The organism is Providencia sp. PROV076 (genome assembly GCF_028483405.1).
Taxonomy (GTDB): Bacteria; Pseudomonadota; Gammaproteobacteria; order Enterobacterales; family Enterobacteriaceae; genus Providencia; species Providencia huaxiensis.
Window position 1 is genome coordinate 175,471 of the sequence record NZ_JAMPRR010000008.1, and the last position, 24,126, is coordinate 199,596.

A 24,126-nucleotide genomic window follows, 5' to 3' on the forward strand; every position below is an offset into this window, starting at 1 on the left:
TAAGAGTGCTATTGTTTTGTTAATCCATCTCATTTTCAGCCATTTGTTCCAACGCTTTATCAATATCGATGCCCATTTTTACTAATTCTATACGCATCAACCATGATATTATTTGCATAACATCCTCTAAACCTTTTTCATCGATAAAGCTGTCATTCTTATATGACCGCCATATTTGCCTTGCTAGGACTATATCTCTAATAACTGGAACACCTTGTTGCTTTGCGTATTTAATAATTGCTTTTGCTTGCAGGCCTTTACTTTTAGAAAATAAAAAAGGTAATGGTGCAATACTGGAGTCATAATAGATAAGTAATGCAATATGCGTTGGATTTGCCATTACAAATGTTGAATTACGGACATTTGATTTAACCTCTTCCGACAGTAATTCTTGATGCATTCCTCGACGCGCACTTTTTATATGAGGATCTCCCTCATTATCTTTATATTCTTTTTTTACTTCTTGCTTCTCCATTTTTAAATTCTTAATATACAAAAAGAACTCAGCTATTGCGTCAACTAATATAATTATTAGGGCAACCGCAAGAAAAACCACAATAAATGTTACACACAGGTCAACCCATTGACTAATAACCCCATTTATCATAGTTCGGTAGAGCATAAAAATATCTTTCCGCCAAACAATAAAAAAGACAAGTGTTGACACAATAAAGACAATCAAATACAGAATAGCCTTAATTAATTCTTTCAATGAGTTTAATGAAAATATTTTTTTAAAACCTGAAATTGGGTTTAATTTGGTAAAATCAATTTTTATTGCTTCGCTAGCCAATCTAAATCGACTTTGCAATAAAGAAATTATCGTACCAGATAAAAAACAAACAAATAGAACGGGTAAAACAATACTTAAAAATATTGTGAAAAATTGCCAAAGTAATGCATCAATTTTTATTTCCGTTGGAGATAAAAATATTTTACGCATTAACCCACCCAGTTCATATAAACTAGAGATGCCATCAATAACGAATGCACTTACTACTAATACAATTGCCGCAACACTATCTTTGCTCTTAAAACTTTGCCCTTTTTTAGCTGAATCTCTAATTTTTTTATCGGTAGGCTTTTCTGTTTTTTCAGCCATATTTATACTCGTAGCAATTAAGAGGAAATAAATACATCTCGTAGCGGTGAAATTGAAATCATGTTCACTAATATGTCAGGGACTTCATTATGAAAATAAAGTAAAAACACACAAAATGCGATGATTGATTTTATTGCCAAAGATAACGAAAACGCATTTAATTGAGGGCAAAAACGCGAATATAACCCTAGAGCAACCTCTGTAATAAATAATGTCACTAATATTGGTGCAGTCAAAACAACGCCATTAACTACCATCTTATTTAACCACTCCCCTAAAGGGAGGCTATTAAATGAAGTAAATCCATGAGCAAAGGGTAATAACTGATAGCTTTGTGCGAATATATTAGCGAGTTGATACATTCCTCCCTGAGCTAAAAATACCATACAAGTGATATGACTCAATAAGACCGCCAGCTCTGATGCTTCTGAACCACTTGCCGGATCAACAATACTACTAATAGTTTCACCCCGCTGTGTATCGATTAACTCGCCAATCACATTGGCTATCATAAAAGGCAAAGCTAATATCAACGCTAATACGAGTCCAATCGAAATTTCATAAATAAATACATCAACGAAGTTAATTTCATCCCATTGTATTTCATAAGAAGAAAAAAAGGGCCATAAACCTAACGCAATATAAGCCACTACGCAGTTTTTAATAATTCCACCATTGAGTAGTTTATTACTTAAGAAAGGCAATAAAAACATCACCGGTGCAATTCTTAACCAAGCTAACGCTATTTTTATCAACCCCTCTTGAAAGACAAAATAGAGTGAGGACATCAGCGATAGTATTTCTTGGTTCATCCGAATAGCCCAATAGCGGGGATCGCTGCACTTAAGGTTTCTAATGCAAAATTCATTACCTTATCGGATAACCAACCTGAGATCATAAATAGCGAACCAAAAACAGCTAATAATTTTATACCAAAAGGTAAGGTTTGCTCTTGAAGTTGTGTGACGGTTTGCAGCAACCCTACCAATAACCCCACCGCAGTCGCCACTATTACGGGTATTGCAGATAATATAACGATTAATAACATCGTTTTATTACTTAAATAAACAATTTGATCCATAATATTATTCGCTTTAGTGCTGCGCTAATTCAATGTACTGCATCACTAACCCTTTAGAAATTAGTGACCAACCATCAATTGCAACAAATAAAATTAATTTAACTGGAATAGAAATTGTCACTGGACTCATCATCATCATACCAAGCGCCAATAGAATACTGGAAATAACTAAATCAACCACCACAAAAGGTAAATAAATATAAAAACCAATTTCAAAGGCTGATTTAATCTCACTTAATGCATAAGCAGGTAATAAAGAAAACAGTGTAGCTTCGCCTTCATCAGCAGTCACATCCTCTTCACTTCGACCTTGTTGTATTGATTCAAAAAATGTTACTAACTGCGGATCTGAATATTTTTTCAAATAAGCTTTGTATCCCCCCAATCCATTATCAACAAAATTATCGATTGACTCGGCATTACTAAAATCAACATGCTCTTGTCGCATATGATTATTCACATCCTGTAATACTGGCATCATGACGAAAATAGAAAGCAGCAATGCAATGCCATTTAAAACCATGGTAGAAGGAACTTGTTGGACCCCCATTGCATTACGAACCATAATTAATACAATAGATATTTTTAAATAACAGGTTCCCGCAGCAATAATAAATGGTAGTAATGTAGAGAATGCGATAATCGCTAATAATGGAATTCCATCTGGTATTGTTGGCATATTAAACTCTTTTATCTCCCAAGCTTACAATATGCGTGATTTCTAAACCTAACTCATCACTATTGCCAATATAAATAAGCTCGCCTTCCGCAATCAGTTGTTTATTAGCATAGACTTTAACTTCACGCTCTTTATTCTCACCAATAGAATAAATATAACCAGGCTCCATTTTTGAAAGCTCATCGACAGTAATATCACTATGGCCTAAAACAAAGGTTAATTTGATATTCATTTCTTTTACATTAAAGGGGCGCACAATTTCTTGCACTTCATCTTCTTCAGAAAATACTAACTCTTCTTCATCTTCTGGTGCCATCAATTCTTCAATCATAAATAGTCCTTCTTCTTGCTTTTGAAATTGTGCTAGTATCTGCCCTGTAACAGACATATTTAACTGTAATTGTTGGATACTCAACACATCACGTAATTCTATGGTTTGTAAAAGTTTGGCGCTGATATAGCTATATCCTAATATCCAATCAGCTTGCAGTTTTAAATGACCAAATATCTGATTGGTTCGTTGCTTTTTTTCGAGCCCGTCAATTGGCTCTGCTAATAATACTTCTCCAAGATTCGCTTCTTTCGCAATTAACCAAGGCTGATAGTTGATGCGTATATCATCAACTATCTCGACAGATTCACAACGGAAATACTGGGAGAAAAATGTCATTCCAATATATTCAGAAGCAAACAGTTCACATAACTGATTTGTTGATAATGAATTCCATGCATAATGAACCAATTTAGGCCAACGATATTGACACCAACTTTCAACAGCAACTAATGCATTTATTTTTTGTGTTTCACTTACTAGCGATAGTTGGAAATAACGAATACTGCGGTTAGCTTGTTTTATTTGTACATTAACTGGGTAACATTGCTGCCAAATTTTAAGTTGTTTTTCTTGAGAGCTGATCCGTCGAATCTTCAACATAATTAATCTTCTTCTTGCGGTTGGTCATGCTGCTGTCGGTTTCGATGCTGCTGGCGCTCATCTTCACGTTGAATATGCACACTAGTTTCATGGTTCAATAAATGCTTATTTTCATTCAATGCCAATTGAACTTCTTGACTCGCGGTTGAGGCAACGAACTCCCCTTTAGATGCTAATTCAAATGTCACTGATGGGCTACTTTGCCACTGGTTAAAGGTGTAAGTGAGACTACGGGATACCGCTTTCAGCTGTTTGCTTTCGCCTAAAAGTGGATTATTTTCTATCAGCTCTGGTATTCGGTGCACCTCTTGCTTCGGCTGTGTAGCTTGTACTGGCTCAGACGAGGACATCGCCCCATTAAAAACCGTTGCCATAAAATTGGTAGGCGACTCCATCTCTTCTACAGGTGTAGTTTGTGGAGAAACCATCGTATCTTGCGTTGTGTCAGAGAAGTTATTTGTCGCGTTTTCAGGTAATGAAACCCGTTTCTTATCATATGAAGAAGAGGTTTCCGATGATGCAACTGGCTGCATAACTAGCTTATTTTCTGTAAAAGGCTGTTCGTCAATATGAGGATGGCTAGCAGGTTCAATTGCATGTTTAATATGCTCTTGCCCGGTTTTAATCTGCGGTTTTAACTCTTTTGATGTTGGCTCTAAAGCACTCTTAGATGCTAACTCCGCCAACGAATTTTCCATATTGAGCTGGATCTCATCACTTAATTGAAATTTACTTTTTCCGTATTGACCTGAATGGTCGTTAGCCTTCCCCTTTTCTCGCTGCTGAATGTCCTGTAATGGAAAGGCAACCATCATAGTGTTAAATAACGGAGTCTCATCTTCATCGACAATATTTTGTTCAACTGGAATAGTCGACGTCGCCGACAGGTTATTATCAATGTCTGATTTATTTAATATATCGATAAGATCAACGGCAGGTGTGCTAGTAATGTGACTAATATTTTCACTATTATCCTCCGTAAATACATAGTGACTGATTAGTGACTCAACTCCTTTAGTGTTGAATTCTTTATTTTGACCTGCTGTCTGGATGCCTTCATCAATATATGTGCTCTCTTTATATGTAATAATCCCCTTAGCTAAATTACTTAATTGCGATGTTTGTTGCATAGAAGGAGGGGCTACAGTTAAGAACGGAGATGCATCCTTTTGCTGATTCTTCTTCTTCTTATGTTCGAAGAGCACCAACATATTTTTGTCGTTCGCTGCTTTTGCCATTCTTTTAGCTATATTGTTATGGCTAAATTCAGTGGTGCTATATGTTGATGATATGCCATTTTCTTCGGCCACCACACGATGTGTATTTTCATATGAGCTCGCTTTTGTTACTGACATGTACGAATAATTCCTCAATTTCATTTTGTTGCTGAAGCTCTGATTTTAACCTTCTTGCTATACGTTGTTGCTTGAGATAATTTCGGAATTTCTCGCACTTATTACGTAAAATAAAAACACGTTTAGCAATTTCAGACTGCAATATTTTATTTTTTGATATTTCGACTGATAGGGTTTCTATTTGAAATTCAAATTGGGCAATTTCCGCTAAAACCACCGCCTTCAATCGCTGCCTTTCCCAAAAAGCGGCTCGACTTAATTCTTCTGATTTTTCATAAGATGCGGCCTGTATCGCCAAAACTGAAATACGCTGGCGAATATCCATACATTGTTGTTGCTGTTGCTTTATTATTGAATTTAATTGCGATTGTTCTTGTAATGTCCGGTCAAAACGTCGCTCAGTTAAAACCAATAAATTAGAGATCATTAAGATGCCAATTCATTGAGAATACTTAACATGTTGTCGAAATTCATCGGCTCATCCATGGCTTGTTTTAAGAAACCTTCAATTTGCTCTTTTTTATCTAAAGCTCGGTCATTTTCATGGCTTTCACCACGTTGATATTCCCCTAGCTCAAGATAAAGCTGAATTTGTTCAAGCCTTGAGATCATGTCACGCAAATCAATTGCACACCGGCGATGCTCTGGAGTCGTCACCTTTTGGAATACGCGGCTAATACTGTGTAAGATATCAATCGCAGGATAATGCCCACGTCCTGCCAATTTGTGGCTCAAATAAATATGACCATCCAGAATTGAGCGAATTTCATCACCTATCGGGTCAGCTTCTTCTTCGCTTTCTAATAACACCGTATAAAAAGCAGTAATCGAGCCATGCTTTAGTTGCCCTGGTCGCTCCAATAACATAGGAAGCTGTTCAAAAACAGACGCAGGATAACCACGCCTAGCGGGTAGTTCTCCGGTAGCCAAAGCCACGTCACGCAACGCTCGCGCATATCGAGTCATTGAATCGACGTATAACAATACATTACGGCCGCTATCACGAAAATATTCAGCAATCGTAGTCGCAAGCAACGCGGCATTACATCGCTCAATCGGTGGGCTGTCTGAAGTTGCATAAATTAAAATTGTCTGTCCTGCATGGGGTGACTCCTTTAACTCTTCAATAAATTCAATAACTTCTCTACCTCGCTCACCAATTAAAGCAACGACATGGATATCTGCATGAGCATGGTTGATGATCATGTTCATTAATGAGGTTTTACCGCTACCTGCGGCGGCAAAAATACCAATACGCTGGCCTAAGCCACATGTCAGTAGGCTATCAATCGCACGTACCCCTGTGACCATCGGCTCAGAAACAGGTCGTCTCTGTGTCACGCTCACAGGCGGACTATCAATGCGTAGTAATTTTGTATTCAGCAACATTGGCTCAGAAATGTCTTCACACAACGCACCAACCTGCTCTCCTGCCGCATTAAAAATTTTACCCGCTAAATGTTCACCCACTTCAAATACGAATGGGTAACCGCTCGGACGAATAACCACTTCTCGCGTTAAACCTTGTGCGCGACCGATTAAACTCAGTACTGTGAGCCCCTCTTTAAAACCAACAACCTGCGCTCTCGCAATAATATCGGGCTGCGTAAGAGAACGCTCAATAAAACAAATTTCACCGATAAAAACACCCTGTAAAGGCGCTTCAATTAGGCATCCATGAATGCGCGCAGGATGCGCGCAGAAATCGAATAACTTCATAATGGATTACGATAGCTGAGCACTAAGCTCATTTGCACGCTCAAAGAATTCTTCAAAACTATCTGCAAATAATTGTATATTATTTAAGGCTGATTCTTTTAAAACCGCAGAAAGAACATAAGCATCATTCACAATGTTCAATGCAGGTTGGCCTGGATAAAAATTATTTGGTGGGTATTCTAATAATGATTTTAATAAGAAGGAGCTAGTTGCATCTAAATGGCTATAGTTACAGTTTCCTAAACTACACCAAATAATAATATCGTCTGTAGATAGGTCAATATTAATTTCAGCAAAACCATTCATTTCAAACTGAATGTTAGAATGACAATCTAACTGAGAGTTAACTAGGTCACTACGTCCCATAGTGTTTAAAAATTCATTAAGCATTTCTATAAATCTATATTTCATTGGGTGATCCTTATATTTTTAATATATTTTAATTATTCAATATTTTTAGTTATATTGAATTCAGTTGCTTTATTTGTTAATAACGTCAATTTTTTGATTATATGGTTTTAACCACATTGACCTTGACCATCTCAGAAACTTCATTAAAAGAAAGTACTTCTAACTCAGGAAAACGACCTTCTAAGATTTTTTTGACAAAACGACGAATGTCAACAGGCACTAAAATATTTACATCTCTGACTGATAGGTAACTGTTTTCTAAAGCGAGTTCCGCAGCTTGTATCAACTCATTGGTTTTTTCAGGCTCAAGATGTAAATACATGCCACCTGAAGCCTGCCTGATCCCTTGACGTATCGTGTCTTCCAGCTGTGAGTTAATCATGAGGACATTCAATCGCCCATCTACAGAAAAACGAGATGAAATATAACGCGCCATTGAACTTCTTACATGTTCGACTAACATCAAACTATCTTTTTCTTTTGGTACCCACTGCACTAAGGTTTCAATAATCAATTTCATATTACGAACTGATATTTTTTCCATTAATAAGCGTTGAAAAACTTCGGTGACTTTTTGTACCGTAGCATGGCGATAACACTCTTTTAGTAATTCAGGGTATTTTCTCTCAAGGTCATCAAGTAAATTTTTCGTTTCTTGAATACCAAAAAATTCATTAATAAATCTCAACAGCAAGGTACTGACACAATCAATAGCCTCTGTTACGTCATCACGAGCCATTAAACCGAGCTGTTCAATATTCGTGAGGTCTTTTTGTTCAAACCACGTGCTCACTGAGCCATATTCATCCGTAAACTTTGTCAATGTCATACCAAGATATTCAGGTTCATCATTGATAGTCAATAAACGATATCCATGAAAATAGATATCATATTCTCCTGCTTTGATTTCATTAATTAGTATCACTATTTTATTTTCAGGGATTATTGGTGAGTAATTAACAGCAATATCCGGTATCCTATATCCATAACGAATAAAAATATCTTTTTTCATTCTGGATAGAAATTTATTTTGCTCTAAATGTTGTTTATATTTTTGATTAACCGAAATAATAATTGGTAATGTTTCTGGAATATATTCATCTTCAATATCACTATTTTCTCTTTGAGTTTCACCTTCCGTCACATCTGGATTAATGATTTCAGCTTCACCCTTAACTGTTTTTTGCTTATCTTTTTGCTTTTTAAAATATCTGAAAGCAAATAACCCAATAAGAAGCCCTGATAACAGTAAAAATATAATGGTTGGGAAACCTGGTAAAAACCCCATGGAAAGTACAATAAGTGCTGTAATTAAAATCGTAAAGTCATTCGCAAATAGCTCCGAAACAATATTTTCACCTAAGTTCTTATCATTACCCCCCACTCGAGTGACAATAAAACCCGCACTGATAGAAATAAGTAGTGCAGGTATTTGTGCGACTAAACCATCACCAATCGTTAACAACGAAAAAGTATTCAGAGCAGTTGAAACATCCATTCCCTGCTGAGCTGTACCAACAGATATCCCACCAATTAAATTAACAAAAATGATGATAATACCCGCGATCGCATCCCCTTTAATGAATTTCATCGCACCATCGAAAGAACCAAATAGCTGGCTCTCTTTTTCGAGATCGCCTCGCTTCTCTTTAACTCCCGCCTCATCAATCATACCCGCCCGTAGGTCGGCATCAATACTCATTTGCTTTCCAGGCATTGCATCAAGGGAAAAGCGTGCAGCGACTTCAGCAATACGTTCAGACCCTTTAGTAATAACAATGAACTGTACAATGGTGACAATCGCAAATACCACCATACCAACGACTAAATTATCTTGAATAACAAATTCACCAAACGTTGCGATAATATCCCCAGCATCGGCTTCTAATAAAATTAAGCGGCTAGTACTAATTGATAAAGCAAGTCGAAATAGCGTACTAATAAGTAAAATAGATGGAAACGACTGAAAATTTAGGATCCGAGTGATATAAAAAGAACTCATAAAAATCAGTACTGAGATCATAATATTTAAGCCGATCAATAAATCGACCAATATTGTGGGTAATGGAATAATCAACATCGCAATAACCATAACCATGATGATTAATACCATTAGCTCTGGACGATTACGGACTTGTAATAAAAATCCGGTTATATTTTTCATGGAGTAATTTTCCTGTCGCACTATGACTGTCGGTGTAGTATTTGCTCTTGCACCATAATTTGGTCCATGAGTATTTTTAATTGTTCGATACATTGCTCTCTTGCTTCCATTGACCTAAATACAGTCGTAGGAATAACTGTAAAAGCCAGCAATAAGAGTTGTAAAAATCTGCCGCGCATATCTGAAGTCATGACTTTTAGCTCCTCAGAAATAAAAGTTATGACTGCTGTTTCAAAACCAACTTGGCTACGAATACCATGGGTAAATAATTGACTCAGCTCTTTTGCAAGTTTTGATTTATTTGAGTTTTCATTGAGCCGAAAAAAGCCGGATTGAAAGAATTGCTGGCAGAACACATAATCTAATGATTGCAGTTCTCGTAATCGGCCTATGCGATTAAAAAAAACACTAAATGCACTAATATTTAAATCACCCAAAGGTAACGTTTGTAAATCACAAGCAAGGGCACGACCAAGGTAACGCATTATATTTTCACGCTCTTGGATATCCATTTCTTCTACCCATTGTTCATATAAATAAACAACCGGCCCGTCATAACTGATAAATTCACGATATACCGTACGTAAATCACCAGAACTTAACTTAAATTTCTTAGCAAATGCTTTTGCGATTAACGCAATATTAATACCAGCTTGAGCACTCCGTTTAGTGTCTTCTGCCTGTAGTAATTCCACTAAAGCTTCAAGGTTATCAATTTGTTCTTTTTTTAATTTTTTCCGATTGATTAATGCGGCAAGAAGCATTAACAGGTCACTCGGGTCAGTAAAAAATTGTAGTAAAAATGCTCGTAACTGTTTTGGGGTCATTAACTGTTTATTAAGTAACCCTTCTATATGCAATACTTTGTCATCCGCATCTTTATCTAAGATGCGTTCAGAAAATTGCATCCACTCTTCTTCACTGCCCTTTTTAGAACTTCCTCGACGCACATGGCTTGCAGCCAACATCGACATTGATGCATATTCACTGGAGCTATCAATAACACCCGCACCACGAGCTACTTCATCAGAGTCATCATTACTACTCACTGGTGTACGACTTTTGTTTTGAGTATTAACTGAAAAACGGTTATTAAAACTCAGTGGGGTTATTGCCATGACTCACTCATGTATTGTTGAAGGAATTGAACAGTACCGTGCAGCTGACTATCATGGTTGCTGATCCGCGTCTTTTCGGAAAATTGTCGCCCATCCCATCCTTCATTTTCATCCAATAAACGCGGTTGGATTAGAAATAAACGAACCATCTTCTGCTGATTAGTTGATGAATGGCTAAATAATCCTCCCACATAAGGAAGATCGCTTAAAAAAGGAATTTTGCTTTCATTTTCAACATATTGTTCACGTGTATAACCGCCAATAAGCAAACTACTGTCTTTCGCAATACGCGCAACTGTGTTAATGCTAGTTCGGTTAACGGCAGGTAACCCTTCTACGCTGGATGTTTTACCCATGCTGTCGCGATTTTCTGCGCCATCTTCAATATTGACTTCCATTTCAACGTTATTACCCGCAGAAATACGTGGCATCACACTCACCATGGTGCCATAAGTGACTTGTTCAAGAGTCGCAATGCGTTCACCTTGTAATTTGGCGTAAAAACTGGTGTTGTTATCAAATAAAGCGGGGATATTTTCTTGGGTTAATAGCACTGGACGAGAAACAATGTGTCCGTTACCTGTCTTATTTAATGCATCAATCTGTAATAGGAATTGCTGGCTGTTCGATAATGTACTGCGATTAAATGATACTGACCCCGTTCCCGTATTAAATGTGCCAACTTCCCAATTCACACCTAAATTATCTAATTCAGATCGCGTAATATCAATAATCCATAATGACAGCTCCACTTGGCGGCGACGCATATCCAATGTATTCACCAGCTGTCGAACATAACGAATTTGTTCTTGGCTTCCTTTAACAATCAAACTATTACTGTCAGGATGTGCCACCAGAGAAAATGCACTATTAGTGGACCTTTTCGTTACCAACTGGGACTTATTCGCAGAAGGTAGTGAGTCACCAATTGGCGCGTCCATCAATTCATCAATTGAATCGCCTGTTGAGTTAATAGCTACCGATGGAGGCTGGATAGTTAACGTTTCATCAATTGCGGCCCCATTTTTAAATAAGTTATTAATCACATTCAGCAAGCCGGGGATCGTAATATTTTGTCCACGTAATGAATAACTTCTATCAGTTACGGAGGCGTGCTTTAGTGGAATAACCGCAACTTCACCACTAGACAATTCCTCTTTCCTAATTTGTTCCGCAAGGTATAAAGAAGCCGCTTTAATTAATTCAATATACAGAGGTGGTCCAGAAACAAATAATAACCTTTCTCCTTCTTGTGAACGTACAGGAAAACGTGAGTCATAAATGCCGTTTCGTTGAATATAATTAAGCAGCTGATTGCTGCTGACATTATTCGTTGGAATAATCGCGCTACGCATTTCGCTATTATCGTAGACATAGATACTAGCACCATCGTCATACCACACTAGCGCAATTCTCCGAGCTAACGCTTTAAACATTTCATCTGCATTAGCCAAATTAAAATTACCCGTTACTTTTTTTTGAGAAGCTAATTTACTAAGAATAATCGGTTTATTTAAACGCTCCGCGACCGCATCAAACACCTTACCTACCGCAATGTTATTTGCGACAAATGTATCGTGATTTCTTGACTGCGTGACTGGCTCAGCCACAATAACTTCTGCTTGTGCCGAATAGTAATTCATACTCAGTAAAAAGAGTGTTAACCCTAACACTCGATTTTTTTTACTGCTCATATAATGTTGCTCCAATGTGCCTAATTTCTGATGGAGTTAGACCTAACTCTTTTTTAATATCATTAGTAAAATGAGATGCTGAGCAATAACCAGCTTCCAGCCCTACATCTAATATTGAGTCATCACTTTCTATTAGCTGTAGAATTGCATTAGCCATACGAACACTCATAATTTTTCGCTTTGCCGTTTTATTAAAGTTTTCTCGATAAAGCTGCCTAAAATAAGAGGCTGATATACCATAACGCACACATAACTGATTAATATTGGCATTCTTGTCATCTTGAGCAGAAGTAAGAAGAAATCGCATCATGCCATAGGCTTCATATCGTCTTAATATTTCACACCAATTATCAAATACAGGATGATTTCTAATAATCAAATCAATAACTATATTTTTAATCGAGATATTTAATGAAAAATCTTCAGGTAATACAATAAATTCGTTTTGGCAACTTTCATCCGTTTTTAGTTTCTCTTTTTTAGAGAGAAATGCTTGCCCTGTCGCTGTGTCAATAATTGCTAAAATTTCAACTAATTCTGACAAATCCATTTTGTACACATGCCAATGTGATTTATCTATTGACTCCCACTCATTCTCTTGGCAGATAAATATAGACTGATTTTCGATTGAAATATTTAAATTTGAATATAGAGATTTATAAAAAAAAGGCGTTGCATTCTTATTGGGTATAGCCAAGACCAATTTATCCTGCAAAGAAAAGCAACAGCCTCTACTTTCTAATAATGTAGCAATATCTTTGTTTGACATTATATAGGCCTTATTAACGTAATTTTGTGTACACAGAATGAGCGATAAATAAGAATACCTCAAGGGAATACTCTGGAATCCTTCATACTTTTCATTTCAAATTAAAGGTGTGAATGAATAAGAACAATTCAACTGACAAAATAAATATTTCTTGTTTTACTTGCGGCCAATAACGACCCAATAAATCCATAACTAGAATGAAATTAATTCCATGAGATTATTTTTATGAGTGATACAAATAGCCAAACATGCATAATAAAGATTGCTAGTGGCCCTATGACTGGCCAAGAATTAATGGTTAATACAGATAACAATCTTATTATCATTGGTGACGGCTTAGAATACAAAACTGACATCAATGATGATGGATTTACAACTTACCAAATCCCTAGCGATGGTATTGCTTGTGAATTTTCAATTATTACAGCGAATCAACATACTGAAAGTGGTATGGCAATTCGGCTAAATGATAATGGGTTAAGTACTGAAATCCCTATCATTCTTCAGCAATTACTTTTGGCTGATATATTTCCTATTGCAATAAAAATGCAAGATACCGATTGGCAAAGCCCCCAAACGCTTGAAGACGTATTAATCTCGGAAGTGAAAGATCCATTACCTATCATCGAATCTAAAATAAAAAAATCGACCAAGGAAAAACAAAGTTTTTTTAATAAACAAACGATGTTGGTCTTTTTCTTTACTTTATTTTCAATATTTATTGCTTACGTTACTTTCCAATATATTCCTACCCAAAGTGCTGAGAAAAAAGTAAAAGCATTAGAATACATACTTCAAGGTAGCCATTATCCTATTACTGTAACTCAAAGTGTAAATAACGAAAGCCTCATTGTAGTCAAAACACAAAGAGATGCTGATTGGAGTATGCAACGCCTAGTCAAAGCTAAATACAATGAAAAATTCTCAATTAAAATAATAAATAAACTCGAAAAAGAAATTGAAAACAAAATCATTGAAGTATTTCCAGACACATTAAAAATAGATCTTAGCAATCCCTGCAACCCTAAAATAACTACTATAGCTAATAATATATCAACTGATACAGAGGAGAAAATAGACAAACTATTATCTAGCTACTTCCACTGCTACATTAAAAGTGAAATAAAACAGGTTATTTTTGGTGAATTATTACAAAAAGCAGAGTTGGGATTAACAGAAAGTAATGTTCAATGGCGTAAAATTACTAAAGATAATAAAGTTATCTTTATAATAAAAGACAGTTTAGATGACAACCAAACTGCCTCGCTGATTAACTTTACGAATTCATTTTATAAACAATGGGGAGAAAACCATATCCAATTCTCCATTTCCCTTGCAAATAATACTCTTGTGGGAAAATCATTTGTCACCAATGCCAATGGTTATATTTTACTAGGAAACAATCATTGGTTTTTAAATTCAATCAGTTTTTAACTTAACAAAATATTAATTAGTATAACTTTACAGATAAAGAGGAAACAAAATGGCAGATATAATTACAGGCTTAGATAATGGCCGTTGGGTAAGCTCCAATTTAGAAATCGAGGAAAAAAATAAAGATGGCTTGGGTATGATCTATCGAACCTCAGCAAGTATCAGTGCTAAAGCTAAACAGTTCGGAGATGAATTGAACACAATCCTTTCCTCAACAAATTTAGAAGTCGATAACCCATTAGTATTGGCAAGAATCACCGCCATGAGTGGTAACTATAATATGGCACGCCAATTACAGAGTAACTTTATGAAATCAATTAAAGATACTGACCAAGCCATTATTCGTAACGTTTAATTTTTAAGAGCATTATTTAATATAATGCTCTGCTTTATTTAGGAAATAATTTATGTTAGCTATTACACCACATTTACTGCTTACCACCCCAACAGAAACAACATCCGTTCTCCCATCATCTCTTCCGATTGAAGACAAAGTCAAAAAGCTATTTGCTGAATACACCGCAACCGCCAGCCAAGAAAAAAAAGCATTAACTGAGAGTGTAAATAATATTGACCCAAGTAACCCTGCCGAATTACTACAATTTCAAAATCGTGTCGGTAATTACAGCCTGACGATGAACATGATTAGTACACTGACGCATAAAAGTGTCTCTGCGATTGATACAGTCTTAAAAGCCCAATAAACCATGAATATTTTAAAGAAATTTATCTTGATTGGGTTTATTAGCTTCTTAGTAGGTTGTGATAACCAGTTATTACTCAGTCAGTTAAGCCAACGACAAAGTAACGAAGTATTAGCCATACTACAAGAGCATGGTGTTGAGGCTACGCGTAAACAAGATAATAAAAGTGGGGATTCCATTCGCGTTCAACCTAGTGATTTTGTTATTGCAGTAGATTTACTGCGCCAATATAACTTACCATCAAAAGAACCAATAGAAATCATTCAAGCATTCCCCGGTGATTCTTTGGTGGCATCGCCACAAGCAGAACGTACTCGTTCACTTTCTTTAATTGAACAACGCCTTGAGCAATCACTGCTCACCATTCCCGATATTATTAATGCTCGAGTTCATGTCAGTTATCCATTAAATGGTAATAATCCGACCAAGCAAATACAAAATGTATCTAGCTTGGTTACCTATTCTGGAAGTGAAGATCCTCAGATGATGATGCATAAAATTAAACTGTTTCTAACAAACAGTTTTGCTGAAGCAAATTACGATAATGTCTCCGTTGTCGTTGTCAACCGGCCACCATTGCAATATCAAATTAAATCAGAACCGGAATATACTTTTAATCCAATCATAATCAGCTCAATTATCGCTGCGATTATCATTCTGTTGACTATTTTACTATTACTGTGGCGCCAGCTAAGTAACAAAAAACCGGCAACTAATCTAGTGGAGAAACCTGCTGATGACAGCGCTGAATAACCTACTCATTGCACAAGGAAACATTTTCCTCGCCCCAGGCTGCTATTTCCATAGCGAATTTAATGGGGTCGGATATAACGACTTTCCTCCTTTACTGCAACGTAAACATAACCAGCAATTGATTCTGCAATACTCATTGCCTTTACCCAATGAGAAAACCCCCTTATTACCCAAAATATTATCTGAACATTGGGCTTTACTACCGGAGGTGGCGTTAGGCTTAGGGGTTCTGTTACACGCCGAACCTCTCCCTTGGTGGGTTGAACTTTCCAAATACCGTGTATTACATACACGATTAAGTCGCCCACTTTGGCAGTCAGAAAATCAACCCACGACTTCACCACAGGTATTAACGGCCCTTGGAGCACAACAATTATTGATGTGTTTAGCCCCCTTTGGCACCGCTTACACTCTTCGAGCTAAATATATGTTTAGTCTTGAAACTCAGCAACTTATACCTTCATCCGTAAAAACGATGCTACCTTGGAATACTATTGAAGAAACATGTCGATATGTCAGAGAAAACACCCCTAAATGTTAAACAGACGATGTCTGAGAAAGTCTTGATCAAATACCAAGCATTGAGTGCCGATAAATACCACAAAACTATCACTCAATATGCTCAAAAAAAGGCAAGTGAATATTACCAACAAGCAGAACAACAGCAAGAAGCGCTCTACCAGACGGCTTATCAACAAGGCTATAACGACGGTATCAAACAATTATTAACGGATTTTATTAATGCGATAGAGACCAGTGAAATTAAGTACCAAGAAAATACCAGTCAAAGCAAAGAGCAGCTGATGAAAATATTGAATGATATTTTTGGTGATAACCATCTACAAGAGGCGGTTGCAGCTTATTTTAAAAAGCAATACGCAAAAATAGCCAATACTACATTACACCTACCTGCGAAAATGCAAGCTCGTATTGCCAAAAGTGGTTCTGATATGAAAATTTCAACCACTGCTGATAACACAATTGCCTTAGAGGTTGATAATAAAATTACCTATTTCTCCCCTATTACTGCCTCTAAAAATATTATTCCTCATGTATTTTCTGTTCCAACACAATGCAACATTTTAAAAATGCATAGAAAGGCCTATCAAAACTTGATAGCAACAATAAATTCAATACAGGAAGAACACAAAGATGCTGACTGATCTACAAGCTAAGGTTATCACTCCTCAACACAATGAATCTCAAATTCATCCTGAGAATACTCAAAGTAAAATGAATTCATTATGGCAAGGAAAAAACATGGAACGCCAAAACACGTATCAATCCAGTGAAAAAATAGATCTATCCCCTAAAGAAATAAATAAAATTAACAAATTTATTGATGAGCTTAAATCAAAAGGGGATGACAAAATATTTTTTTCTCATGTATTTAAGACTATGATTACATTGGGTAAAGATGAAAAACAAAACTTTATTGCGGGTGTTAGCCAAACATTACAGTCATCAAGTGATCCTGAACTCTCCTCACTGAATAAAAAATTTAAGCGCTCACTCAACCATTATATGTCTATCAGTTTGATGAGTATTCCTCTTAACAACCAAATTCGTCATAATATGACTAATATTAGTTTAGAAGGGAATGATGATGAGGAAGACGAATTACTAATCTGATAATCAGCTCCCCTACCATTCTCATCTTACATTTATTATCCCTCGACTAATATTTATAGGTTTAGTGTATTTTATTAATATTCTAAGCCTATTTATTTGGTAAAAATAAGAAAATATAAAAAATACAAATAAAAATTGATATATACAACCTCCGAATATAGTTTAAATTCACCTCATCAAAACATATGAGTCCAATATCAAAAAACGATTTTATTTTTTAAATATCTTATCCAGCTTCGCTTTTTGTATTGACATATATTTCATCGATAATCAGGATAGATATAAATTATGACCGATTTATCAACAGTACAAAATTTTATGAATAATATTGACTATAATGAAAAGGAATCAATGATCCTCTTATCTGGGAATGTCGTATATGACCCACTGAAACGAACTCTCTCTCGTGAAAAAAATGTCGTTAACCTTTCCGAAAATGAATCATGCCTGCTTAAATTATTATTAATAAAAACAAATAGCAAAAGAGAAGTCATGTATGAAATCTGGGAAAAAAGAGGCACGATCGTGACTGAAAGTAGTTATTACAAGCTTGTCAGGCAACTGCGACAATCCTTTAAAAAAGTCGATCTTGATGAAAATTTAATTATGACTTTACCTCGTATTGGTATTTTATACACCGGAGAAAAATCAGAAATGCCGATACTCTCTAAATATGACACAAAAAAAAATATTTATTCCTATATACGATATTTCCTTCAAAAAATGTTTATTCGTTCATCACTATAATTAAATTTTGCTAAAGAGAAATTTTAATGTTAAATATTAACTCCGTTCTATCAAAAAAACATTTTTTTTCATTATTCATAATTTTTATGACCTTCATGCTATCTGCTTGCAGTAATACTTTAATGAATTACTTTACTCATACCCCCACTTACCATATCAGTGGTAATATTTATTCACACTCTTACGATATTCCTGAAAATGCTATAGTTACGCTGTCATTGACCTCAATACAACAAAATGAAAACAGTGCAAAGTCTAATCTGGATTACAGTTTCAAAACACAAAGCACAGGACGTAGTATCGCATTTACAGTCACTCTTCCTGAAGAATTTCAATCCAAACGATATACCTTAGGAATGAGTGCACGAATTGAAAAAGATGGTGAATTAATCATGATGAGTAATAAACTCAGCCCCATACCTGAGAATTTATCTGAAGTAGTATTACTTCCTGTATCCACGATTCAGCCATAACGTTGGTTACTCAACCTCACTCAGTTGGTTCTTCTAATAAACGCGGAAAATCTGCCACTGAGCTTTCAATGGCTCGCTTTGCCAAACTGTCTAATGCATTAAATAACTGCTCAGCCTCTAGCTCTGGCAAGTCTGCTGATAAATAATCATTCCACTTATCTAGTTTACAATTTAGCTCATTCACAATCGTTCTGCCGAGGGGGGTCAACGAAACATGATAAACCCGTTTATCGACTAAGCTATTCGTTTTAGCAACCCACTCCTTAGCTAAAAATTTGCTCACACCTCGAGTTGTTACTGATTTATCCACAACCATCGCTTTGGTGATTTGCTCTAGGGTTGATGCATCATTTTGATGAATATGTAAAATCATCAAACACTCAATTGCATTGATACCGTAAGGCTCTCCCATCCATTTCATATAATGGTGAGCTGCCCGGCTAATCACCCCAAATACTCGAGCCTGTTCTGTACGCATAACGCCTCTTTAGTTGATTTTATCAACCAATTAGTGAATAATCACACTGACTTTAGTTGATTTTATCAACTAAATACCTTTTTAACACGCCAAATTCACTCATATTCTATGTCACAAATAATAAGTTTACTGAATTTCTTGGGATTTAACCCAGCACGCTTTCGCTTTGCTGCTATTACTGCTTGTGCATCAATTGCCGCGTTGTTTATCGCGCAATACTTAGAGTTGGTTCATCCTCAATGGGCAGCCATGACTGTCTGGGCTTCTGCCCAACCTTGGCGTGAAAATTTACTGGAAAAAAGTTGGTGGCGTTTTGCAGGAACGGTCTTTGGTGTACTTGCCGGCGTCGTTTTGATTCAACTTCACCTTATTCACCCATTACTATTTATTATAGGGCTCGCGAGTTGGTTAGGTATTTGCAGTGGTATTGGCCAATTACAAAAGGGCTTTGTCGCTTATGGCACTTTTCTAGCGGGTTACTCCGCTGTGATGGTGAGCATGTTGAGCGTTCACATTACTGACAATTTATTTATGGTCGCTTGGGATCGGTTATGGACGATTTTGGTTGGCGTTCTCTCAGCCGTGATTTTCAATTTTCTTTTTACGCCTAAGCGTGAGCAAGATAATGTCATTACTCTTAAAAATCAAACCGATACGCTCTTCTTCCAAATATTACATGACTCACTCGAGAAAAAGCGCCCAATTAAGCAACACGAGATCGACCACCTTTGGCAAACCATGGCAAGCTATGAAGAAATTTTAGAAACTCACCGTATTGGTTGGCGTTATCACCGTAAACAAGTCGCTAAAGCGCGTCAAAAACTCATGTTTCAGAGCCAAATATTATTACACTTAGATAAATACCAACCTATTGCTCCTTTCTATTTTCCTGCGCAAGAGCCAACAGATACTCAATGGAAACACATTTTGTCATTGTGTCCTAATGGGGTACTTAAAATGCTGTTAGTCCCGCTTTACTATGCTACTTTTGGTAAATCAATCAAGAAGATAAATAAAACCGACAAATTAAAACTCCATCAAGATAAAATTTCAGCGTGGCATGCCTTCTCTCGTTCTTTTATGGCTATCGCTGTAGTTGGCTTGTTATGGCTATGGACGCAGTGGCAAGTATTGGCTTATCTTACTCTCGGTCTTTCGGTAATGTTGGCTCTATTCGCCTCCCTCGATTACCCCGCTAAATTCATGAAAAATATTTTCACAGGCCAATTGTTTGGTGCTATTGCTGCGTTAATCTGTACATGGTACTTATGGCCTTTTGCCTCTTCATCATGGCAGATGACCTTTTTCATTGTTCCAGTGATTATTAGCGGTGTTGTTATTTTTTCCTATAACCGCCTAATTTTAATTGCTTTTGACTATATTATGGTTTCTTTAATTTTACTCCAACCAAGCTATCCTTTTTCTCTGTCACTCCCTCAAAGTATAGGTAATGCCATTGCAATAGTTTCAGGCCCATTAGTTGCAATGGCTGCTTTCGCGTGGATTTATCCAACCAACCCAACCAAACGTTACCAGCAATTAATTTATCTATCTGAGCAGCAATTTAAATTAGGGGTAACGGCTTTAATTCAAGGAAATAAACCTTCCACAACGCAATTTATGCACCGTTTATTTAGTGGATTATTGCTAGCAAAAAAAGCAAATCTCCCTCACTCGCCTATATTTGATTTTTTTATAACTCGACAAAGTATTTGGTTGTATCTACTTATTTTGCACAAGCAATTTGCACACCACGCATCAAAGAAAAGAGCCCTTATTGCGCTTGAAAAACGTATTCAACAAAACCACGTTGATTTAAAGAAAATCTCTATATTATTTCGGCATTTACAGCGTAACGAAAATGATAACAAGGAACTTGAACAGCTTAAGAAATATGTAAAACTCTATATGGAAAAGAAACATTGCTAATAAGATAAGTATTCATGAGTACTCCTGATAAAACAGGTATTAATGTTTTATTTCAGACCTAACCGTTTAGCTAGTCGATGTAAGTTAGCAATATCTAAAGATAATTCTCTAGCACACGCAGACCAATTATGGTGGCTTTTTTCCAGTACCTGTGTAATAAGCGTACGCTGAAAGTCATCCGTTGCTTCACGTAAGTTTTTAGTTAGCGATACGGCTTTTTGTGATGCTTCCGTTAATTCATGTTCATTATCATCAAAAATAAAATATTGAGGCTGTAAGATAATTTCACCCGTATCACTTGAAGCACGAGCAAGAACAATGGCACGATGAATCGCATGCTCCAATTCACGCACATTGCCTGGCCATGAATAGTTGAGTAAGTACCGTTGTAATGATGAATTCAGTACCACACGGGATAAACTAAAACGCTGACGATATTGCTCACAAAAATACCCCGCTAATAAAATAATATCGTCTCCGCGCTCCTTTAATGGAGGAACAAATAGAGGAAATACGCTTAAACGATGAAATAAATCGGCCCTAAACCGACCTTCTAACACTTCTTCGCGTAGATCACGGTTAGTTGCCGCTAACACACGGACATTAACACGCAAACTACGGTCATCACCGACTCGTTGAATATCACCATATTGCAATACTCGCAGTAATTTTGCCTGTAACGCTAATGAGAGCTCACCGATTTCATCTAAAAATAAGGTACCATTATCCGCCATTTCAAATTTACCACTACGGTGGCTAATTGCCCCAGTGAAAGCACCTTTAACATGGCCAAATAATTCACTTTCCGCCACACTTTCAGGTAATGCCGCGCAGTTTAAATAAATAAGAGGGTGAGCCGCTCGAAGGGATTTCTCATGGATAGATTTAACAACTAACTCTTTTCCTGTTCCCGTTTCCCCGCCAACCAGAACATTTAATTCTGATGCTGCAACAATATCAATTTCCTTTTTTAATTGCTGCATACGAAGAGATAAACCAATAATTTCAGTTTCTCCTGAAGGTTTAAATAGTACAGGGTTATTCGGCAATATATTTTGGTTTTCAAGCTGTTCAATAAGCAATGCATTATTTAATGCACCTGCGGCTAATGCGGCAATTAATCTAAGTGACTCATCACTAAATGCATCAAATTGATCAGGCTCCATGCCATCTAATGTTAATGCGCCGATAAGATTTTGCCCCGCATATAAGGGTAAGCCGACACAAGCATGAACTTTTAGGTGCTGATGATGAGGAATTAACCCATCATATGGGTCAGGGAGCTGGCTATCAGCGGGAAAACGCACAACATCACCGGCTCTTGCAATGGCCTCTAGCCGGGGGTGCCCCGCCAAAGAGAAGCGGCGACCTAAAACATCAGCCATTAATCCGTCTATTGCTAAAGGAATAAATTGGCCTGATTCATAGCGTAATAACGCACAAGCATCGCACCCCAATGACTGCCTTAGCGTGGTAATCAAACGCTGAAAACGATCTGAATGCCCCATACCATCTTGTAATTCTATTGCAATCTTTGCTAGTGCCTCAACAGAAAAGCCCATGCCCATTCCTCATAGTCAATTTGACAACAATTATAGTCTTAATGACCATGATTAACATAGTCATTATGACCATAGATTATAATGATTTATTTTAATTTAATTAAAAATCAATATATTAAATATTGGCATGAATATTGATTATGTCTTCTTATACTTTAAAAAATACAGGACAAAATTAATATGGCGATTCATGTAAAAAATAACATTCATTGGGTGGGGCAACGTGATTGGGAAGTACGTGATTTTCATGGAACCGAATATAAAACGTTAAAGGGAAGTAGTTATAATAGCTATTTAATCCGTGAAGAAAAAAATGTCCTCATTGATACTGTCGATCATAAATTTAGCCGTGAGTTTGTTGAAAATTTACACTCACAGATTGATTTAAGTGACATTGACTACATCGTTATTAACCATGCTGAAGAAGATCACGCTGGCGCATTAACTGAATTAATGCGCTTTATTCCGAATACCCCAATCTATTGCACCGCTAATGCCATTGACTCAATTAATGGTCACCACCACCATCCTGAATGGAATTTCAAGATCGTTAAAACAGGGGATACACTCGATATAGGTAATAATAAGCAATTGATCTTCATTGAAACGCCAATGCTACATTGGCCTGATAGCATGATGACTTATCTTACTGAAGATGCAGTACTTTTCAGTAATGATGCTTTCGGGCAGCACTATTGTGATGAGCGATTATTTAATGATGAAGTCGACCAAAATGAGTTATTCGAACAATGCCAACGATATTACGCGAATATTCTTACCCCATTTAGCCGCTTAGTAACTCCAAAAATAAATGAAATTTTAGGCTTTAACCTACCCGTCGATATGATAGCGACATCTCACGGAGTTGTATGGCGTGATAATCCAAATCAAATCATTGAATTGTATTTGAAATGGGCAGCAGATTACCAAGAAGATCGCATCACTATTTTCTACGATACCATGTCAAATAATACCCGTTTAATGGCAGATGCGATCGCTCAAGGCATCAATGAAGCCGACCCTAATGTCGCAGTTAAAATATTTAACGTTGCACGCAGTGATAAAAACGACATTATTACTCATGTTTTTCGCTCCAAAGCGGCTTTGGTCGGTACCTCAACCATGAATAATGTCATGATGCCCAAAATAGCAGGTATGCTTGAAGAAATTACAGGCTTACGTTTTTTAAATAAAAAAGCCGCTGCTTTCGGAAGTTTTGGTTGGAATGGTGGCGCCGTTGACCGTGTTCAAACACGTTTGATGGATGCCGGTTTTGATACCGCATTATCTTTAAAAGCAAAATGGAAGCCTGATTCAAAAACATTGGATGACTGCCGTGAATATGGGCGCAATATTGCTCGTCAATGGGCGCTATCTGCATAAATTTA

Annotated in this window: 25 protein-coding genes and 1 pseudogene; 11 read left to right on the forward strand and 15 right to left on the reverse strand. The window is 36.6% G+C overall.

What is annotated here, in order from left to right; translation table 11 throughout:
• Nucleotides 1–19: 19 nt before the first annotated feature.
• The 13 genes from PSF67_RS07245 to PSF67_RS07305 all read right to left on the reverse strand — a co-directional run bounded on the left by PSF67_RS07245 (nucleotide 20) and on the right by PSF67_RS07305 (nucleotide 13,026).
• Nucleotides 20–1,102, reverse strand: a complete 1,083-nt coding sequence (locus PSF67_RS07245; RefSeq protein ID WP_272676699.1) for an EscU/YscU/HrcU family type III secretion system export apparatus switch protein — start codon at nucleotides 1,100–1,102, stop codon at nucleotides 20–22.
• A 17-nt stretch (nucleotides 1,103–1,119) separates the two neighbouring features.
• Nucleotides 1,120–1,914, reverse strand: a complete 795-nt coding sequence (gene sctT / locus PSF67_RS07250; protein WP_102138763.1) for a type III secretion system export apparatus subunit SctT — start codon at nucleotides 1,912–1,914, stop codon at nucleotides 1,120–1,122.
• Nucleotides 1,911–2,183, reverse strand: a complete 273-nt coding sequence (sctS, locus tag PSF67_RS07255) for a type III secretion system export apparatus subunit SctS (protein WP_004262998.1) — start codon at nucleotides 2,181–2,183, stop codon at nucleotides 1,911–1,913. The genes sctT and sctS overlap by 4 nt, the downstream gene beginning before the upstream one ends.
• Before the next feature lie 13 nt (nucleotides 2,184–2,196).
• Complete coding sequence (locus PSF67_RS07260) at nucleotides 2,197–2,853, reverse strand: EscR/YscR/HrcR family type III secretion system export apparatus protein (protein ID WP_181490130.1); 657 nt, start codon at nucleotides 2,851–2,853, stop codon at nucleotides 2,197–2,199.
• Between the two features lie 10 nt (nucleotides 2,854–2,863).
• Complete coding sequence (locus tag PSF67_RS07265) at nucleotides 2,864–3,796, reverse strand: FliM/FliN family flagellar motor switch protein (protein ID WP_272676700.1); 933 nt, start codon at nucleotides 3,794–3,796, stop codon at nucleotides 2,864–2,866.
• Between the two features lie 2 nt (nucleotides 3,797–3,798).
• The gene (locus PSF67_RS07270) at nucleotides 3,799–5,151 is read right to left on the reverse strand and encodes a SpaN/EivJ family type III secretion system needle length determinant (protein WP_272676701.1); all 1,353 of its coding nucleotides are present in this window, start codon (nucleotides 5,149–5,151) and stop codon (nucleotides 3,799–3,801) included.
• Nucleotides 5,123–5,578: a hypothetical protein gene (locus PSF67_RS07275; protein ID WP_102138759.1), complete on the reverse strand. Its 456-nt coding sequence runs from the start codon at nucleotides 5,576–5,578 to the stop codon at nucleotides 5,123–5,125. Before PSF67_RS07275 ends, PSF67_RS07270 begins: the two co-directional genes overlap by 29 nt.
• Nucleotides 5,578–6,870, reverse strand: coding sequence for a type III secretion system ATPase SctN (gene sctN / locus PSF67_RS07280; protein ID WP_102138758.1), 1,293 nt, complete (start codon nucleotides 6,868–6,870; stop codon nucleotides 5,578–5,580). The genes PSF67_RS07275 and sctN overlap by 1 nt, the downstream gene beginning before the upstream one ends.
• A 6-nt stretch (nucleotides 6,871–6,876) precedes the next feature.
• The gene (locus PSF67_RS07285; RefSeq protein WP_102138757.1) at nucleotides 6,877–7,281 is read right to left on the reverse strand and encodes a type III secretion system protein; all 405 of its coding nucleotides are present in this window, start codon (nucleotides 7,279–7,281) and stop codon (nucleotides 6,877–6,879) included.
• Between the two features lie 97 nt (nucleotides 7,282–7,378).
• The gene (locus PSF67_RS07290; protein ID WP_166266104.1) at nucleotides 7,379–9,445 is read right to left on the reverse strand and encodes an EscV/YscV/HrcV family type III secretion system export apparatus protein; all 2,067 of its coding nucleotides are present in this window, start codon (nucleotides 9,443–9,445) and stop codon (nucleotides 7,379–7,381) included.
• 20 nt (nucleotides 9,446–9,465) lie between these two features.
• Nucleotides 9,466–10,563 (reverse strand): type III secretion system gatekeeper subunit SctW, encoded by a 1,098-nt coding sequence (sctW, locus tag PSF67_RS07295; RefSeq protein WP_272676702.1) that lies wholly within the window; start codon nucleotides 10,561–10,563, stop codon nucleotides 9,466–9,468.
• Nucleotides 10,554–12,257, reverse strand: a complete 1,704-nt coding sequence (gene sctC, locus PSF67_RS07300; RefSeq protein WP_206276897.1) for a type III secretion system outer membrane ring subunit SctC — start codon at nucleotides 12,255–12,257, stop codon at nucleotides 10,554–10,556. The genes sctW and sctC overlap by 10 nt, the downstream gene beginning before the upstream one ends.
• Nucleotides 12,247–13,026 (reverse strand): helix-turn-helix domain-containing protein, encoded by a 780-nt coding sequence (locus PSF67_RS07305; protein ID WP_102138753.1) that lies wholly within the window; start codon nucleotides 13,024–13,026, stop codon nucleotides 12,247–12,249. Before PSF67_RS07305 ends, sctC begins: the two co-directional genes overlap by 11 nt.
• A gap of 225 nt (nucleotides 13,027–13,251) precedes the next feature.
• Between PSF67_RS07305 and PSF67_RS07310 the strand changes: the two genes are divergently transcribed.
• The 9 genes from PSF67_RS07310 to PSF67_RS07350 all read left to right on the forward strand — a co-directional run bounded on the left by PSF67_RS07310 (nucleotide 13,252) and on the right by PSF67_RS07350 (nucleotide 18,769).
• Entirely contained in the window at nucleotides 13,252–14,460 is a 1,209-nt protein-coding gene (locus PSF67_RS07310) for a PrgH/EprH family type III secretion apparatus protein (protein WP_166266116.1), read from the forward strand.
• A 49-nt stretch (nucleotides 14,461–14,509) separates the two neighbouring features.
• Nucleotides 14,510–14,815 carry an EscF/YscF/HrpA family type III secretion system needle major subunit gene (locus tag PSF67_RS07315; protein ID WP_272676703.1) on the forward strand — a complete coding sequence of 102 codons (306 nt, stop codon included), beginning with the start codon at nucleotides 14,510–14,512 and terminating at the stop codon, nucleotides 14,813–14,815.
• 52 nt (nucleotides 14,816–14,867) lie between these two features.
• Nucleotides 14,868–15,164, forward strand: a complete 297-nt coding sequence (sctI, locus tag PSF67_RS07320; RefSeq protein WP_102138750.1) for a type III secretion system inner rod subunit SctI — start codon at nucleotides 14,868–14,870, stop codon at nucleotides 15,162–15,164.
• A gap of 3 nt (nucleotides 15,165–15,167) precedes the next feature.
• Nucleotides 15,168–15,917 carry a type III secretion system inner membrane ring lipoprotein SctJ gene (gene sctJ / locus PSF67_RS07325; protein ID WP_272676704.1) on the forward strand — a complete coding sequence of 250 codons (750 nt, stop codon included), beginning with the start codon at nucleotides 15,168–15,170 and terminating at the stop codon, nucleotides 15,915–15,917.
• Nucleotides 15,901–16,458: a hypothetical protein gene (locus PSF67_RS07330; RefSeq protein WP_231068071.1), complete on the forward strand. Its 558-nt coding sequence runs from the start codon at nucleotides 15,901–15,903 to the stop codon at nucleotides 16,456–16,458. The genes sctJ and PSF67_RS07330 overlap by 17 nt, the downstream gene beginning before the upstream one ends.
• Nucleotides 16,430–17,080, forward strand: a complete 651-nt coding sequence (locus tag PSF67_RS07335; protein ID WP_272676705.1) for a hypothetical protein — start codon at nucleotides 16,430–16,432, stop codon at nucleotides 17,078–17,080. The genes PSF67_RS07330 and PSF67_RS07335 overlap by 29 nt, the downstream gene beginning before the upstream one ends.
• Complete coding sequence (locus tag PSF67_RS07340) at nucleotides 17,070–17,549, forward strand: hypothetical protein (protein ID WP_102138746.1); 480 nt, start codon at nucleotides 17,070–17,072, stop codon at nucleotides 17,547–17,549. The genes PSF67_RS07335 and PSF67_RS07340 overlap by 11 nt, the downstream gene beginning before the upstream one ends.
• Before the next feature lie 318 nt (nucleotides 17,550–17,867).
• A complete protein-coding gene (locus PSF67_RS07345; protein WP_166266229.1) occupies nucleotides 17,868–18,296 on the forward strand; it encodes a winged helix-turn-helix domain-containing protein in 429 nt (142 codons plus the stop codon).
• A 26-nt stretch (nucleotides 18,297–18,322) separates the two neighbouring features.
• Nucleotides 18,323–18,769, forward strand: coding sequence for a YbaY family lipoprotein (locus PSF67_RS07350; protein ID WP_102138745.1), 447 nt, complete (start codon nucleotides 18,323–18,325; stop codon nucleotides 18,767–18,769).
• Between the two features lie 16 nt (nucleotides 18,770–18,785).
• On the opposite strand, the gene PSF67_RS07355 is transcribed toward PSF67_RS07350, so the two are convergent.
• Nucleotides 18,786–19,247, reverse strand: coding sequence for a MarR family winged helix-turn-helix transcriptional regulator (locus PSF67_RS07355; protein ID WP_166266128.1), 462 nt, complete (start codon nucleotides 19,245–19,247; stop codon nucleotides 18,786–18,788).
• A gap of 108 nt (nucleotides 19,248–19,355) precedes the next feature.
• On the opposite strand from PSF67_RS07355, the gene PSF67_RS07360 reads away from it, so the two are divergent.
• The gene (locus PSF67_RS07360; RefSeq protein ID WP_272676706.1) at nucleotides 19,356–21,176 is read left to right on the forward strand and encodes an FUSC family protein; all 1,821 of its coding nucleotides are present in this window, start codon (nucleotides 19,356–19,358) and stop codon (nucleotides 21,174–21,176) included.
• 47 nt (nucleotides 21,177–21,223) lie between these two features.
• Here the strand turns inward: PSF67_RS07360 and norR are convergent, their stop codons facing one another.
• On the reverse strand, nucleotides 21,224–22,738 hold the full coding sequence (norR, locus tag PSF67_RS07365) for a nitric oxide reductase transcriptional regulator NorR (protein WP_102138742.1): 1,515 nt from the start codon (nucleotides 22,736–22,738) through the stop codon (nucleotides 21,224–21,226).
• A 180-nt stretch (nucleotides 22,739–22,918) separates the two neighbouring features.
• Between norR and norV the strand changes: the two are divergent.
• Nucleotides 22,919–24,115, forward strand: a pseudogene (gene norV / locus PSF67_RS07370) (anaerobic nitric oxide reductase flavorubredoxin); the annotation flags it as partial.
• Nucleotides 24,116–24,126: the final 11 nt, after the last annotated feature.